This window comes from Stenotrophomonas sp. Sm10 (assembly GCF_030985515.1).
GTDB classification, from domain to species: domain Bacteria; phylum Pseudomonadota; class Gammaproteobacteria; order Xanthomonadales; family Xanthomonadaceae; genus Stenotrophomonas; species Stenotrophomonas hibiscicola.
Genome location: NZ_JAPTFO010000022.1, coordinates 37,825 through 53,768, shown reverse-complemented (window position 1 = coordinate 53,768; position 15,944 = coordinate 37,825). Strand labels below are relative to the sequence as shown.

At 66.4% G+C, this 15,944-nt stretch carries 12 protein-coding genes; 8 read left to right on the top strand and 4 right to left on the bottom strand.

Features of this window, described 5'->3' with window-relative positions:
- Positions 1-72: 72 nt before the first annotated feature.
- The gene (locus tag O0J15_RS08690; protein WP_155028839.1) at positions 73-1,788 is read right to left on the bottom strand and encodes a M28 family metallopeptidase; all 1,716 of its coding nucleotides are present in this window, start codon (positions 1,786-1,788) and stop codon (positions 73-75) included.
- An 86-nt stretch (positions 1,789-1,874) separates the two neighbouring features.
- Positions 1,875-2,537, bottom strand: a complete 663-nt coding sequence (locus O0J15_RS08685; RefSeq protein WP_019662232.1) for a hypothetical protein — start codon at positions 2,535-2,537, stop codon at positions 1,875-1,877.
- A 158-nt stretch (positions 2,538-2,695) separates the two neighbouring features.
- Between O0J15_RS08685 and O0J15_RS08680 the strand changes: the two genes are divergently transcribed.
- Positions 2,696-3,934 carry a murein hydrolase activator EnvC gene (locus tag O0J15_RS08680; RefSeq protein ID WP_258014327.1) on the top strand — a complete coding sequence of 413 codons (1,239 nt, stop codon included), beginning with the start codon at positions 2,696-2,698 and terminating at the stop codon, positions 3,932-3,934.
- Positions 3,935-4,041: 107 nt separating this feature from the next.
- Positions 4,042-5,490 (top strand): S41 family peptidase, encoded by a 1,449-nt coding sequence (locus O0J15_RS08675; protein ID WP_308305497.1) that lies wholly within the window; start codon positions 4,042-4,044, stop codon positions 5,488-5,490.
- An 83-nt stretch (positions 5,491-5,573) separates the two neighbouring features.
- On the opposite strand, the gene O0J15_RS08670 is transcribed toward O0J15_RS08675, so the two are convergent.
- On the bottom strand, positions 5,574-6,266 hold the full coding sequence (locus O0J15_RS08670; RefSeq protein ID WP_019662230.1) for a rhomboid family intramembrane serine protease: 693 nt from the start codon (positions 6,264-6,266) through the stop codon (positions 5,574-5,576).
- A 227-nt stretch (positions 6,267-6,493) separates the two neighbouring features.
- Between O0J15_RS08670 and O0J15_RS08665 the strand changes: the two genes are divergently transcribed.
- The 3 genes from O0J15_RS08665 (at position 6,494) to pnuC (ending at position 9,181) form a co-directional block, all read left to right on the top strand.
- Positions 6,494-7,921 (top strand): outer membrane protein transport protein, encoded by a 1,428-nt coding sequence (locus tag O0J15_RS08665; RefSeq protein WP_134735033.1) that lies wholly within the window; start codon positions 6,494-6,496, stop codon positions 7,919-7,921.
- A gap of 144 nt (positions 7,922-8,065) precedes the next feature.
- Positions 8,066-8,512 (top strand): hypothetical protein, encoded by a 447-nt coding sequence (locus tag O0J15_RS08660; protein WP_005414996.1) that lies wholly within the window; start codon positions 8,066-8,068, stop codon positions 8,510-8,512.
- A 69-nt stretch (positions 8,513-8,581) separates the two neighbouring features.
- Positions 8,582-9,181 (top strand): nicotinamide riboside transporter PnuC, encoded by a 600-nt coding sequence (gene pnuC / locus O0J15_RS08655; RefSeq protein ID WP_005414997.1) that lies wholly within the window; start codon positions 8,582-8,584, stop codon positions 9,179-9,181.
- Positions 9,182-9,299: 118 nt separating this feature from the next.
- On the opposite strand, the gene putA is transcribed toward pnuC, so the two are convergent.
- Positions 9,300-12,518 (bottom strand): bifunctional proline dehydrogenase/L-glutamate gamma-semialdehyde dehydrogenase PutA, encoded by a 3,219-nt coding sequence (gene putA, locus O0J15_RS08650; protein ID WP_308305495.1) that lies wholly within the window; start codon positions 12,516-12,518, stop codon positions 9,300-9,302.
- Between the two features lie 274 nt (positions 12,519-12,792).
- On the opposite strand from putA, the gene O0J15_RS08645 reads away from it, so the two are divergent.
- From O0J15_RS08645 to ctaD, 3 genes are read left to right on the top strand one after another with little or no spacing between them, the layout of a single operon-like run.
- Positions 12,793-13,269 (top strand): DUF2244 domain-containing protein, encoded by a 477-nt coding sequence (locus O0J15_RS08645; protein ID WP_021202927.1) that lies wholly within the window; start codon positions 12,793-12,795, stop codon positions 13,267-13,269.
- An 11-nt stretch (positions 13,270-13,280) separates the two neighbouring features.
- Positions 13,281-14,237 (top strand): cytochrome c oxidase subunit II, encoded by a 957-nt coding sequence (coxB, locus tag O0J15_RS08640; protein ID WP_134731209.1) that lies wholly within the window; start codon positions 13,281-13,283, stop codon positions 14,235-14,237.
- Positions 14,238-14,296: 59 nt separating this feature from the next.
- A complete protein-coding gene (gene ctaD / locus O0J15_RS08635; RefSeq protein WP_111102237.1) occupies positions 14,297-15,904 on the top strand; it encodes a cytochrome c oxidase subunit I in 1,608 nt (535 codons plus the stop codon).
- The last annotated feature ends 40 nt before the right edge of the window (positions 15,905-15,944 follow it).

Here is a 15,944-nt window from a genome sequence, read left to right as displayed (position 1 = left end):
CTAAAAAAAACCGCGCCCCCCCCGGGGGCGCCGCTTTGACCTCAACGATGTTCAGTCGAGCATGGCTCGACCCTACTTTGCAGCGGCCGCAGCCTTGTCCTTCATCATCGCGTCGCGGGCAGCCTTGAACGGGTTGCCTTCGTACCAGTTCGGCCAACGATCGCCACCGGCCAGTTCCTTGCCCACGCCGTACATCAACTGAAGGTCTTCGACGGTACCGTCCAGCTTCCAGGTGGCCGCGTCGAACTCGTCCTTCGGGCCGTGGTAACGGTTGGCGCCGTAGTCGGCTGCGGCCTTGCGGCCAGCGTCAACGCCGCCCTCGCGCAGGTCCTCGCCGCCATCGGCGTACAGGGCCGGCACGCCGGCTTTGGCGAAGTTGAAGTGGTCCGAGCGGAAGTAGAAGCCGCTCTGCACCGACGTCTCACCATGCAGCGTGCGGTCCTGGGCAGCGGCCAGCGGCTTGAGGATGTCCTCCAGCTCCGAACTGCCGAAGCCGGTGACGGTCACGTCCTTGGCACGGCCGGCCACTGACATCGCGTCGATGTTGATCACGCCAGCAATCTTGTCCAGCGGGAAAGTCGGATGGGCAACGTAGTACTTCGAACCCAGCAGGCCGGATTCTTCCAGGGTCACCGCCAGGAACACCACCGAGCGCTCCGGCTTCGGATCCTGGTGCGCCATGGCTTCGGCCACTTCGAGAATACCGGCGACGCCGGTCGCATTATCGACGGCGCCGTTGTAGATGTTGTCGCCGGTCTCGCCCTCATGCTTGCCCAGGTGATCCCAGTGCGCCATGTACAGCACCGCCTCGTCAGCGCGCTTGCTACCCGGCAACACACCCACCACGTTGCGCGACTGCTTCTGTGCGATCTGGCTCTTCAGGTCGACCGCAGCGGTGGCCTTCAGCGGCACCGGCTTGAAACCGCGCTTGCTGGCATCCTTGTAGGCCTGCGCCAGGTCCAGGCCGGCTCCGGCAAACAGCGCCTTGGCCGCGTCGGCACTCAGCCAGCCCTGCACCGGAATACGGGCTTCCGGGTCATCCTTGGCCGGCAGGTCGTACTGCGGGCCAGCCCAGGAATTCTTCACCACGTCCCAGCCGTAGGACGCGCCGGCGGTGTCGTGCACGATCAGCGCGGCAGCGGCCCCCTTGCGGGCAGCCTCCTCGAACTTGTAGGTCCAGCGGCCGTAGTAGGTCATGCGCTTGCCGTCGAACAGCTTCTCGTCGTCGACATGGAAGCCCGGATCGTTGACGAACATCACGACGGTCTTGCCCTTCCAGTCCTGGCCGGCGTAGTCGTTCCACTTCTGCTCCGGCGCATCGACGCCATAGCCGACGAACACCAGGTCGCTGGCATCGACCTTCACCTCGGCCTGGCCGGTACGGGTGCCGACCACCATGTCGGTGCCGAACTTCAGTTCGGTGGTCTTGCCGCCCTGGGTGATCTTCAGCACGGTCGATTCGTCGGCCGTGGTCTCGGTCATCGGTACATCCTGGAACCAGCTGTCGCCGTTGCCGGGCTGCAGGCCGATGCGCTGCATCTGGTCGCGGATGTAGTTGACCGTCAGTTCTTCGCCCTTGCTGCCCGGCGCGCGGCCTTCGAACTCATCCGAAGCCAGGGTCTTGACCATCTCGGCGAAGTCGCCGGCATTGATCTCCGGGGAGAACGCATGCGCAGCCGGCTTGGCAGCTGCGGTATCGGTGGCCGGCGCGGGCGCCGGAGTGTCTTCGCCTTTGCAGGCACTGAGCGCGGCCGCAGCGGCCAGGCACAGGAGGAGTTTGCGGGGCATCGTCGATTCCTGGGTAACAAAGGGCGGCCGCGCGTCGTGCACGACCGGTGTCAGCGAGTATCACCGAACCCGAAGGCGCGGTGCGCTCAGTCCGCGGGAGCGGTTTCGGTGTCGAACGGGATCGGCTCGGCGCCGGTGACCGGGCCGATGCGCGCAGTGCGATGCACGTACAGCACCACCTCGCGTTCGAACTGCAGTGGACCCTTGACCACGGCATTCGGGCCGATGATCACACGCGGCTTGCGGCTGGCGGTCAGCGAGACACTGAAGTTCGGCTTGCGCACATGCACGCCGCCGTTGACCTGCGAACCGATACCGACGGTGATGTCACCGTTGACGGTCTCCACATCCTTGCCGACGCGGCTTTCGACCAGGCCGATGCCACCATTGACGGTCTCGACACCGCCTTCGACCTGGCTGCCGCGATCGGTGAAGATGCTGCCGTTGACGGTGCTGACGCCGCCGCTGGCGATCACTTCGCGGCCCAGGCGTACGCCGCCGTTGACCGTTTCGATCTTGCCGGTGCGCGCGCCGTCGGCGACCTTGACCCCGCCGTTGACGGTGTCGATGCTGCCGGTCTCGACGCCTTCGCCGACGCGGATGCCACCGTTGACGGTGTCCAGCTTGCCGTAGCGCTGGCCGGGTTCGGCGCTGATGCTGCCGTTGACCTTGCTGATGTTCTCCTGCGCACAGACCGGCCCGGTGGCCAGCAGTACGCCCAACAGCAGCGGAATGGAAAGAATTTTCATGGCGACCTCGATGGAAGTGCGGCTGGCAGGCCGCGTGCGGAGATGTCACCATTCCCCGGTAGCCCCCGCAACTGCCTGAAGTCACTGGAAAGCCCTTGCGCGACAACGTCTTCCCATCACGCCGACATCACATCGCCGCTGCCCGCGGCGGTCGCTGCCTGCTGCTGGGGCTGGCGTTTGCGCTGGCCCTGCCGCTGCCCAGCGGTGCGCAGACCACCCGCGAGACCGAGCGCAAGCTGCAGAAACTGCGTACCGAACTGAAGGGCGTGGCGCAGGAGCGACGGCAGATCGAGGGCCAGCGCGGGCAGGCATCGCGGCAGCTGCGCGAGGCCGACGAGAAGGTAGCCCGCACCGGCCGTGCCCTTGCGCAGACGGAAGCCGCGCTGCGCGAGCAGGGCCGCGCCCTGGCCGAAGCCGAGCAGCGCCGCAGCACGCTGCAGGGCAACCTGGCCCAGCAGCACCGCGAACTGGCCGGGCTGTTGCGCGCGGCGTATCAGCTGGGCAACCACGCACCGCTGAAGCTGCTGCTCTCGCAAGACACGGTGGCCGATGCCAACCGCGCCCTGGCCTACCATCGCTACCTGCAGCGCGAGCGTGCGCAGCGGATCACCACGCTGACCGCCGACCTGAAGGAACTGGAAGCACTGCAGGCGCAGATCGCCGAGCGCAAGCAGAAGCTGCAGGGGACGCAGCAGGACCAGAAACAGCAGGCAGCCGCCCTGGAAGCGGACCGCCGCGATCGCGCAAAGACCGTTGCCTCGCTGGAAGAGCGCTTCAAGGACCAGCGCGAGAAGGAACAGGCGCTGGGCCAGGACGCCAAGGCGCTGGAAACATTGCTGGCCAACCTGCGAGCGGCCGCTGCCCGTGCCGAGGCCGAGCGCCGCGCGGCTGCACGCCGTGCGGCAGCGGAGAAGGCCGCCGCCGAACGTGCTGCACGCCAAGCCGCCGCACAGGGCCGGCCGCCACCGCCACCGACCAAGGTGCCGCCTGCGGTCGCATCGGCACCGGCGCCGAAGGTGGGCGGCCTGGGCTGGCCGTTGTCCGGCAACCTGCTGGCCCGCTATGGCGGCAAGCTGCCCGATGGCCGCACCAGCAGTGGCGTGCTGATCGGCGCACCGGCTGGCAGCACGGTCACCGCCGTGGCCGATGGCACCGTGGTGTTCTCCGACTGGATGACCGGCTACGGCATGATCCTGATCGTCGACCACGGCAACGGCTACATGAGCCTGTACGCGCACAACGACACCCTGCTGAAGGATGCCGGTGCGCGGGTCAGCCGCGGTGATGCAGTGGCCAAGGTCGGCAATTCGGGTGGCCAAGGTGTCACCGCGCTGTACTTCGAGCTGCGTCGTGGCGGGCAGCCGGTCAACCCGGACAGCTGGCTGCAGCGGCGCTGAACCCGGCTCGTTACGCACGGGCCGGATTCAACGGGAATTTAGCTGTGCTTCGCGCATAATCGGTGCATGTGCCTTGGGCACCATGCCACCGTCGACAGGAGTGATCCATGCGCGCAGCCCGTACCGCCACCCTCTTGCTGGCCCTGTTGCCAGCGCTGTCCTGGGCGCAGCAGACCGCGCCTGCCCCAAGCCAGGAAACCAGCGGGCAGGCAGCGAACAGCGAGGAGGCGGTGACCTCGAAGGTGCCGCTGGAGGAAATCCGCCGGTTCGTGGCCGTGTACAACGCGGTGCGCGCCGCCTATGTCGACCCGGTCGATGACAAGAAGCTGATGCAGTCAGCCGTGCGTGGCCTGCTGCTCGACCTTGATCCGCACAGCACCTACTTCAACAAGGAAGACGCGCAGGCTTTCGACGAGCAGGCCAACGGTGCCTACGAGGGCATCGGCGTGGAGCTGCAGCAGCAGCCGGACAACGCCAGCATGAAGGTGATCGCGCCGATCGACGACACGCCGGCAGCCAAGGCCGGCATCGTTGCCGGCGATTTGATCATCGCCATCGACGGCAAGCCGATCAGCGCCATCGATGCGAGTGAACCGCTGCGCGGCCCGGCCGGCAGCAAGGTGGTGCTGACCATCGTGCGCGAAGGCAAGCCGAAGCCGTTCGATGTCAGCCTCACCCGCCAGACCATCCGCGTGACCAGCGTGCGCAGCCGCCTGCTGGAACCCGGCTATGGCTACATCCGCCTGAGCACCTTCCAGGCCGATACCGGCTCGGACTTCCAGAAGCACGTGCAGCAGCTGCAGAAGCAGTCCGGTGGCCAGCTCAAGGGCCTGGTGCTGGATCTGCGCAGCAATCCGGGTGGCCTGCTGACGGCCGCCGTGCAGGTAGCCGACGATCTGCTCGACAAGGGCAACATCGTCAGCACCCGTGGCCGCATCAGCATCAGCGATGCCCGATTCGACGCGACCCCAGGCGACCTGCTGAAGGGTGCACCGGTGGTGGTACTGGCCGATGCCGGTTCGGCCAGTGCCTCGGAAGTGCTCGCCGGCGCGCTGCGCGACAACAAGCGCGCCCGAGTGGTTGGCAGCCGCACCTTTGGCAAGGGCTCGGTGCAGACCGTGTTGCCGCTAGACAACGGTGATTCGGTGAAGCTGACCACCGCGCGCTATTACACGCCCAGCGGCAAGTCGATCCAGGCCACCGGCATCGTGCCGGATGTTGAGTTGAAGCCCGCCGCTACGTCGGCGGAGGATGCCCTGCCGGCCAGCCTGAGCGATTACAGCGAAGCCACCCTGCCAGGCCATCTGCGCGGCGACGACGAAGGCACCGAGGGCTACCACGCCGGTGCGGTGCTGCCGGGCGACGGCCCGATCAACGACGCGCTGGCCGAGCTGAAGAACCCCGGTTCGGTGGCTGTACGGTTGAAGGCCGAGGCCGAGAAGGCGGATGCCGCCAAGACCGCGAAGGCCGCTGCGGCGAAGCCGGAAGCGAAGGTCGAACCTAAGCCGGAAGCAAAGCCGGAAGCAAAGCCCGCACCGGCCCCGGCCAAGCCCTGACGGTAGCGCCGGGCCGTGCCCGGCGTCGGCTCAAGGGCGGAAGAAGAAAACAAATGCCTGCCAGCGGCCGGCACTACCCGGCGTCAGAAGCCGTGGCGCTTGCGCAGTCGGCGCGCGATCGCAGCCCGCACGTAGACCCCGTACACGACGCCGAACACGAAGCCACCGATGTGCGCCCACCAGGCCACCATGCCGAAGCTTGGGCCGATGTGGGCGAACACCACCTGCAGTGCCGCCCAGACGCCGATCAGCAGGTACGCCGGGGCGCGCACGAACTCCAGGAACAGGCCGAGCGGGATCACCACGCCCAGCCGCGCGCCCGGGAACAGGGCCAGATAGGCGCCGATCAGGGCCGACACCGCGCCGCTGGCGCCGATGATGATCTGGTCCGGGCTGCCCATGGTGTAGATCGCCACCAGGTTCGACACTGCGCCGCCGACCAGGAACAGCAGCAGCAGCCGCCACGGCCCCAGCACCCGCTCGGCGGGCAGGCCGAAGATCAGCAGGAACACCAGGTTGCCCAGCAGATGTGACCAGTCGGCGTGCAGGAACAGGGCGGTGAACAGGCGCAGCACGCTGCCGTCCTGCAGGGTCGCCCACCAGTCCAGCGGGTGGGTCAGGCCGGTGGACAGGGCGCCCCAGTCCAGCCAGAGGCTGCCGCGGGCATCGTCCGGCCGCGAGATCGACCACAGGAACGCCAACCACAGTGCCGCAAACAGCACGGGCGTGGCCCAGCGCAGGGCCGCCTTCTTGCGGGACGGGAGGGAGACGAACATGGCACTAGCCTAGCGTGCGGGCGCTTGCGGCGGGGATTGTCCTGTTCAGCTTTCGAGACGAGAAAACCGACCGCACCGTTATTGTTTCATTAACGGCTCTGGGTAATACTCGCATACGGCGTCGTATGTCGGGAGGGGAATCCGGCGCGCTCCGATGGGTCCCAGGACCTGGCGGGCGCAGGCGCACTCAGAGCACCATCACCGCTTACCGGAGAGAGAGAACTACGATGCAAACCGCTTCCACCATTGCCCGACTGACCCTGCTGGCCGTCGGCGTTGCCGGTGCGCTGGCCGCCGCCGATGCCAATGCTGCCGCCTTCCAGCTGAAGGAAAACAGCGCCAAGGGCCTGGGCCGCGCGTTCGCCGGCTCCACCTCGACCGAAGGTGACGCCTCGGTCATCGCCACCAACCCGGCCTCCATGCGCCTGCTCGACGGCACCCTGGTCCAGGGCGACGTCAGCGCCATCAGCTTCGGCGCCAAGTTCCGCGGCCAGGGCCAGTACGGCAACGGCGCGCCGATTTCCGGTGGCAACGGCGGCGACGCCGGCATGATCGCCCCGGTTCCGGCCGCGTACTTCCACGTGCCGTTCGGCGAGAACGACAACATGCACTTCGGTGCTTCGCTGACCGTGCCGTTCGGCTTCAAGACCGAATACGACCGCGACTGGGTCGGCCGCTACAATGGCGTCAAGACCGAGCTGCAGGCGATCGACCTGGGCGTGGCGTTCTCCTATGACGTCAACCCGTACCTGTCGTTCGGTGCTTCGGTGTTCGCCGAGCGCCTGAACGTCGACCTGACCAGCGCTGTCGACACCGGCACCGCGATCAACGCCACCGCCCAGCGCACCGCGGCGGCGCGTGTGCTGGCTGCAGGCGGCACCCCGGCCCAGGCTGCGGCGGCGTCGCAGGCGGCTGCACGCCAGGCCGCCCAGCTCGGCTTCTCGCCGGGCACCGCCGATGGCTACCTGCGCATCAAGGGCGACGAAGTGTCGGTCGGCTACACCCTGGGCATGACGGTCACCCCGGTGGAAGGCACCAACATCGCCTTCAGCTACCGCTCGAAGGTCGAGCACAAGATCACCGACGGCAAGGCCGACTTCACCATCCCGCAGAACGCTGCCGCCTTCCTGGCCACTGCCGCCCCGGGTACCTTCATCGACAGTAACGGCCGCGCCACCATCACCCTGCCGGCCAGCGCCACCGTGGGCTTCACCCACCGCGTGAACGACCAGTGGCAGATCATGGCCGAGGTCACGCGCACGGCGTGGAGCAAGTTCGACCAGGTCACCGTCGACTATGACTCCAACCAGCCGGACAGCGTGCTGCCGTTCCACTACCGCGACACCACCTTCGCGTCGATCGGTACCGATTTCCGCGTGAACGACAAGCTGACCCTGCGTGGCGGCCTGGCCTACGACCAGACCCCGACCACCGACGCCCACCGTGACGTGCGCGTGCCGGACACCACCCGCAAGTGGCTGTCGCTGGGCCTGACCTACGCCGCTTCGGACAAGATGGAATACAGCGTGGGTTACACCCACCTGTTCACCAAGGATCCGAACATCACCTCGACCTCGGCCACTGCCAACACCGTGACCGGCAAGTACAAGGTGAGCGGCGACGTGCTGGCGGCGTCGATGCAGTACAAGTTCTGATTCGGGCGATTGCCTGAAGCAGGACACGGAGGGCCCCGCGCAGGCGGGGCCTTTTTTTTATGCATGGATGACGCTTCCGGCTCGTGACTTTATTGGGAGTGCCTGCCACCTTGCCGGGATTTACGCAGTGCAGGCGAATACAAAATGGTTGATCGTCGCTACCAGAAGCGGATGATCCGATACTGGGCTCGGGAAGAGGCCAAGGCGAACGCGACTCTGGATCGCGTGCTGGAGTCGGAATGGTTCGACTACTGGCACACGCATCTTGACTGGATGGGGCGCGGCAATCGCCATATCAGTGATCGCATCGCCGTTGCCGCAGGGCTCCTACGGCTGCTTGAACGGGTTGCGTCGAGCGGGCGGGAGCATGTGCAGTGTTGGGTGACGCTGGCGCCGGATACCGGTCAGAGTGCGTTGTTCCTGCATTCGCCGAATCCTCAGGGAACGCCATGGCCGCATCCGTTCGATGGCGTGATCTGGGACATCGTTCCGCCTGACTGGCTTGCGCCGTTGCTCTCTTCAACCGGCCTGCAGCCAGGACGCTGGGGAAGCGGAGAAAGCCAGCGATTGCTGGTGCGCGTGCGGCCTTGATTTCCATCCACGCATGGCGAGGATCTACCGGGTTGTCTACGCAGCGCGTGGATCCACGACAATAGCGCCATGAACCTGTCCGACCCGAACTTCCAGCTGGAGCTGGCCGCCAACATCGCCGTCGCCGGCTCGATCCTGTTGGCCGGCCGCAACAACGTGCACACCTGGTGGCTGGGCATCGTCGGCTGTGCATTGTTTGCTGCCGTGTTCGAACGCTCGCACCTGTACGCGGACATGGTGCTGCAGTTCTTCTTCATCGCGATCAGCGTGCTGGGCTGGTGGCAGTGGCTGCGCGGCGATCATGGTGCGCCGTTGCCGATTACTTCATTGCGGCCGCGTGCCTGGGCCTGGCTGGCGCCGCTGGCGGTAGTGGCCACCTTCGGCTACGGCTGGATGCTGACCCGACTGACCAATGCCTATGCGCCGTACATCGATTCGGCGGTACTGGTGCTGAGCGTGATCGCGCAGATCCTGATGATGCGGCGCAAGCTGGAGTCGTGGTGGGTCTGGCTGCTGGTAAACACCGTTGCAGTGCCGCTGTACTACAGCCGTGGCCTGCACCTGACCTCGATCCTGTACATCGGTTTCTGGGTCAATGCACTTGTTGCTCTCGGGCACTGGCGCAATCTGATGCGGGCCGAGGCCACGACGGCACCTGAATTCCTGTAGAGCCGAGCCCACGCTCGGCTGCGCCGGAAAAGCCGAGCATGGGCCCGGCGCTACAGGAAGCAAAACACAAGAAACCCCGCATTCGCGGGGTTTCTTGTTTACCGCACCAAGCAGGCGATCAGTCGCCCAGGGTCAGCAGCGAGGCGTTGCCGCCGGCGGCGGTGGTGTTCACCGTCACCGTCTTTTCGGTGGCAAAGCGCAGCAGGTAGTGCGGGCCGCCGGCCTTCGGGCCGGTGCCGGACAGGCCCTGGCCGCCGAACGGCTGCACGCCGACCACTGCACCGATCTGGTTGCGGTTGACGTACACGTTGCCGACATGGACGCCATTGCTGATGCGGTCAACGGTTTCGTCGATGCGCGAATGCACGCCCAGGGTCAGGCCGTAGCCGGTAGCGTTGATCTGGTCGATCACCGCGTCGAGCTGGTCGCCCTTCCAGCGGATCACGTGCAGGACCGGACCGAAGACTTCCTTCTGCAGCTGGCCCAGGTCCTTCAGTTCGTATGCGCGCGGCGCGAAGAAGGTGCCGTGCGCCGTTTCGGCGGACAGCTCGGCGGCGGCGATCAGGCGCGCTTCGCGGTCCATGCGCTCAGCGTGTTCCTGCAGGATCTTCAGCGCGTCGGCGTCGATCACCGGGCCGACGTCGGTAGACAGCAGGCCCGGGTTGCCGACCTTCAGTTCCTTCATCGCACCGGCCAGCATGGTCATCACCTTGTCGGCGATGTCGTCCTGCACGAACAGCACGCGCGCGGCCGAGCAACGCTGGCCGGCGGAGGTGAAGGCCGAACCGATCGCGTCCTTGACCAGCTGTTCCGGCAGCGCCGAGGAATCGGCGATGAAGGCGTTCTGGCCACCGGTCTCGGCGATCAGCACGCCGATGGCGGCGTCACGCGCGGCCATCGCACGGTTGATCGCACGGGCGGTCTCGGTGGAGCCGGTGAAGGCCACGCCGGCCACGCGCGGGTCGGCGGTCAGCGCTGCACCCACGGTGGCGCCGTCGCCCGGCAGGAACTGCACCACCTCGGCCGGCACGCCGGCATCGTGCAGCAGCTTCACCGCGTAGTAGCCGATCAGGTTGGTCTGCTCGGCCGGCTTGGCGATGACGCTGTTGCCGGCGGCCAGTGCGGCGGCGACCTGGCCCAGGAAGATCGCCAGCGGGAAGTTCCACGGGCTGATGCAGACGAACACGCCGCGGCCGTGCAGCTGCAGCTCGTTGGATTCACCGGTCGGGCTGGGCAGCTTCTCGGCGTGGCTGAACTGCTCGCGCGCCTGCTTGGCGTAGTAGCGCAGGAAATCCACGGCTTCGCGCACTTCGGCGATGCTGTCGGGCAGGCTCTTGCCGGCTTCCTTCACGCACAGCGCCATGAACTCCGGCATGCGCGCTTCCAGCTGGTCAGCGGCGTGTTCGAGGATGGCGGCGCGGCTGGCGGCCGGGGTGCGGTTCCAGGCCGGTTGTGCGGCCACGGCGTTGGCCAGGGCCTTCTGCACGGTGGCGGCATCGGCGGCCAGCCACTGGCCGACCACTTCGCGGGTGTCGGCCGGGTTGGTCACCGGCAGCGCGGCGCCGGCCGGGTTGGCACCCGGTACCAGCGGCGAGGCCTGCCACGGCTTCACGGCGGCGTTGAGCTGCTCGGCCAGGGCGCGCAGTTCGTTGTCGTTGGCGAGGTTGGCGCCCATGGAGTTCTTCCTGTCGTGGTTCTGGCTGCGCAGCAGGTCAACCGGCAGCGGGATCTTGGGATGCGGAATCGATTCGAACGAGGCGACCATCTCGACCGGATCGCGGATCAGGTCGGCGATCGGCACGCGCTCGTCGGTGATGCGGTTGACGAAGCTGGAGTTGGCACCGTTTTCCAGCAGGCGGCGCACCAGGTACGGCAGCAGGTCTTCGTGCGAACCGACCGGGGCGTACACGCGGCAGGGCAGGTTCAAGCGATCGGCCGGCACCACTTCGGCGTACAGGTCGTCGCCCATGCCGTGCAGCTTCTGGTGCTCGTACACGCCGCCGTTGGCGATGCTGCGCACGGCCGCGATGGTGTGCGCGTTGTGCGTGGCGAACATCGGGTAGATCGCATCCGCATGGGTGAACAGCCGCTTGGCGCAGGCCAGGTAGGACACATCGGTGTTCTGCTTGCGGGTGAACACCGGGTAGCCCGGGTAGCCTTCGATCTGCGCGCGCTTGATCTCGGCATCCCAGTAGGCGCCCTTGACCAGGCGCACCTGCAGGCGGCGACCGGCACGGCGTGCCATGTCGGCCAGGTGGTCGATCGTGTACGGCGTGCGCTTCTGGTAGGCCTGCACGACCACGCCGAAGCCATCCCAGCCAGCCAGCGAGGCGTCGGAGAACACCTGCTCGATGATGTCCAGCGACAGTTCCAGGCGGTCGGACTCTTCGGCGTCGACGGTGCAGCCGATGCCGTAGCTCTTGGCCAGCTGTGCCAGTTCCAGCACGCCCGGCACCAGGTCCTTCAGCACGCGCTCGCGCTTGGCGTGCTCGTAGCGCGGGTACAGCGCCGACAGCTTGATCGAGATGCCCGGCGCGTTGTTGACGTCGCCGTCCGGACGGCCACCGCGGGCCTTGTGATCGCCGCCGATGGCGTGGATCGCACGACGGTAGTCTTCCAGGTAGCGCAGCGCGTCCTTCATGGTCAGCGCGCCTTCGCCGAGCATGTCGAACGAGTAGCGGTAGCTGGCGTTGTCGCCCTTGTGCGAGCGTGCCAGCGCTTCGCTGATGGTGCGGCCCATGACGAACTGGTGGCCCATGATCTTCATCGCCTGGCGCACGGCCAGGCGCACCACCGGCTCACCGACGCGGCCGACCAGGCGCTTGAATGCGCTGGGCGCATCGGCGCGCGTGGCGTCGTTCATCTGCACCAGCTTGCCGGTCAGCATCAGGCCCCAGGTGGAGGCATTGACCAGCACCGAGTCGCTGCCGCCCAGGTGTTTTTCCCAGTCGGCATCGGCCAGCTTGTCGCGGATCAGCTTGTCGGCGGTGTCCTGGTCCGGAATACGCAGCAGCGCTTCGGCCACGCACATCAGCAGCACGCCTTCCTCGCTGCCCAGGTCGTACTGGCGCATGAAGGCTTCGATCGCGCCCTGGTCCTTGGCACGCACGCGCACGCGGCCGACCAGGTCGGCGGCCAGCGCCTGCACCCTGGCCTGTTCCTCGGCGGGCAGGCGCGCCTGCGCCAGCAGCTCGCGGACGTGGCTGGCCTCGTCCTTCAACCAGGCATCGGTGATGGCCTGGCGGAACGCGTTGGGGGGCGCCGGCAGTTCCGGCGACAGCAGCGCGCCCGGACGCGGGGCGTCGTGGGCGGCAGGGGAGGAGGAAGGTGCGTTCATGCCGGTCCGGCCAGTGGAAAACTTGGCGATTTTAATCATTTTTGCGGCCTTCGGAAGTGCCACGCAGACACCTTCATGAAGGGCTGATAGCCACTAACGGTGGTGGATTCGGCGTGTTCAGCAAACCCGGCGATATTTGTGCTGAATTCGTCATCCGTGCCGCCGACCGCATGCTGTGTTGCAGCATCGGAAAAAGTGTGAATGCACCCTTGCTACCGGCGAGAGGGCGGGGCTACCATCGAGACGTTTCCCGCGGCAGGAACGCGGTTGCGACATGATCGAGGTGCTTCCAGCTCCGGATGGGTCAGGTACGCAGCTGCGGCTGCGTCCCCCACGGGCGCTCGATGCCCGGCAGTTCGTCCTGTTGTTCACCGTGTTGTCGGGTGCGATGTGGCTGGTGTCCGCCCTCGGGTGGTGGGCCGGCAATGCGTTCGCCCCCCTGTTCGCGCTGCTGTACAGCCTGGTGCTGGCGGCGGCGCTGCGTGCCTTGTGGCGCAGCGGTGAACGGCAGGAGGAGATCCGGGTAGTGCCGGCGTACGTGGAGGTCATCCCCGTACCCGGTGGATCGCCGGTGTTCCGGGCCCACCCCCATTGGGTGCGCCTGCTCACCGACGATGAGAGGGTCCGGCTGGCGTCCAGCGGCCGGCAGGTGGAGGTGGGGAGTTTCCTCGCGCCGGCCGAACGTCAGACGCTTGCAGAGACACTTGAAAGCTTGCTCGCCGCCAGCGATGGCGGCAACCGACGACGCTAAGGGTCTAGGCAATGAAGCAAAGCAGCAGGTGGGGCACGAAGTGCGTGAACGCGGTTGCCGCAGTGCTGGCGACCGGGGGACTGATGCCGGCGTTGGCCTGGGCCCAGGCGGCCGATCCCAAGCCGTGGCAGCTGAACATGGGCAAGGGGGTGACCCAGACCTCGCGCCTGGCCTGGGAATCGAACAATCTCTCGTTGATCATCTGCACGGTGATCGGCGTCATCGTGTTCGGCGCGATGGCCTATGCCATCTTCAAGTTCCGCAAATCCAAGGGCGCGGTCGCCGCCACCTTCAGCCACAACACCAAGGCCGAAGTAATCTGGACGGTGATCCCGGTGATCATCCTGATCGTGATGGCCTGGCCGGCCACCGCCAACCTGATCAAGATGTACGACACCCGCGATGCCGAGATGACGGTGAAGGTCACCGGCTACCAGTGGATGTGGAAATACGAATACCTTGGCGAGAACGTCACCTTCACCAGCCGCCTGGACCGCGAGTCCGACCGCGTGCGGCAGAGTGGCATCGTGCCGACCCGCGAAAGCCATCCGCACTACCTGCTGGATGTCGACAACCGCCTGGTGCTGCCGGTCGATACCAAGGTGCGGTTCGTCATCACTTCCGATGATGTGATCCACGCCTGGTGGGTGCCGGCGCTGGGCTGGAAGCAGGACGCCATCCCCGGCTTCATCAACGAAGCCTGGACCCGCATCGAGCAGCCCGGTGTCTACCGCGGCCAGTGCGCCGAGCTGTGCGGCAAAGACCATGGCTTCATGCCGATCGTGGTCGAGGCGGTGTCCAAGGAGGACTTCAGGAAGTGGCTGGCGCAGCGCAAGCCGGCGCCGCCCGCCGAGCCCGCCACGCCTGCGGCACCTGCCGAACCGACTGCACCGGCGGGCGAGGCACCGGCTGCGCCTGCTGCTGCCGAAGCGGGCAGCGCGCCTGCCAGCGCGGCCAGCGGAGCGTGATGTAAAGCCCGCGGCCGCTCGCGGCCGTGGTGACAACCGATTCTGAGAGGTGTTTTGCAATGGCGCACTCGGCAGTTGGGCACGACGATCACCATCACCACCAGAGCTTCTTCGAGCGTTGGTTCTTCTCGACCAACCACAAGGACATCGGCACGCTGTACCTCGGTTTCAGCTTCATCATGTTCATCATCGGCGCGGCGATGAGCGTGGTGATCCGCGCCGAGCTGGCGCAGCCGGGCCTGCAGTTCGTCAAGCCCGAGTTCTTCAACCAGATGACCACCGTGCATGCGCTGGTGATGATCTTCGGTGGCGTGATGCCGGCGTTTGTCGGCCTGGCCAACTGGATGATCCCGCTGCAGATCGGCGCGCCGGACATGGCGCTGCCGCGCATGAACAACTGGTCGTTCTGGTTGCTGCCGGTGGCTTTCAGCCTGCTGCTGCTGACCCTGTTCCTACCCGGTGGTGCCCCGGCGGGTGGCTGGACGCTGTATCCGCCGCTGTCGCTGCAGGGCGGCTACAACGTGGCCTTCAGCGTGTTCGCCATCCACGTGGCCGGCATCAGTTCGATCATGGGTGCGATCAACATCATCGCCACTGTGCTGAACATGCGCGCGCCGGGCATCGACCTGCTGAAGATGCCGATCTTCTGCTGGGCCTGGCTGATCACCGCCTTCCTGCTGATCGCGGTGATGCCGGTGCTGGCCGGTGCGGTGACCATGCTGCTGACCGACAAGTTCTTCGGCACCAGCTTCTTCAATGCCGCCGGTGGCGGTGACCCGGTGATGTACCAGCACATCTTCTGGTTCTTCGGCCATCCCGAGGTCTACATCATGATCCTGCCCGCCTTCGGCGTGGTCAGCGAGATCATCCCGACCTTCAGCCGCAAGCCGCTGTTCGGCTACCAGGCGATGGTGTACGCCACCGCCGCGATCGCGTTCCTGTCGTTCATCGTCTGGGCCCACCACATGTTCACCGTGGGCATGCCGCTGGGCGGCGAGATCTACTTCATGTTCGCCACCATGCTGATCTCGATCCCGACCGGCGTGAAGGTGTTCAACTGGGTCAGCACCATGTGGCGTGGCTCGCTGACGTTCGAGGCACCGATGCTGTGGTCGGTGGCCTTCGTCATCCTGTTCACCATCGGTGGCTTCTCCGGCCTGATGCTGGCGATCGTCGCCGCCGACTTCCAGTACCACGACACCTACTTCGTGGTCGCCCACTTCCACTACGTGCTGGTGACCGGTGCGGTGTTCGCGCTGATCGCCGCGGTGTACTACTGGTGGCCGAAGTGGACCGGGCGGATGTACAGCGAGAAGTGGGCCAAGGTGCACTTCTGGTGGTCGATCGTATTCGTCAACCTGTTGTTCTTCCCGCAGCATTTCCTCGGCCTGGCCGGCATGCCGCGCCGCATTCCCGACTACAGCGTGGCGTTTGCCGACTGGAACCTGATCAGCTCGATCGGTGCGTTCGGCATGTTCGTCACCCCGTTCATGATGGCCGCGATCCTGCTGTCGTCGCTGCGCAGCGGTGAGAAGGCCGAAGCACGCAGCTGGGAAGGTGCACGCGGGCTGGAGTGGACGCTGCCGTCGCCGGCACCGGCGCATACCTTCACCACGCCGCCGACCATCCGCCCGGGCGATCTGGCGCATGACGACATCACGCATTGAGGTGGGGCATGCATAACGAGAGCCCACTGCAAACCTGTAG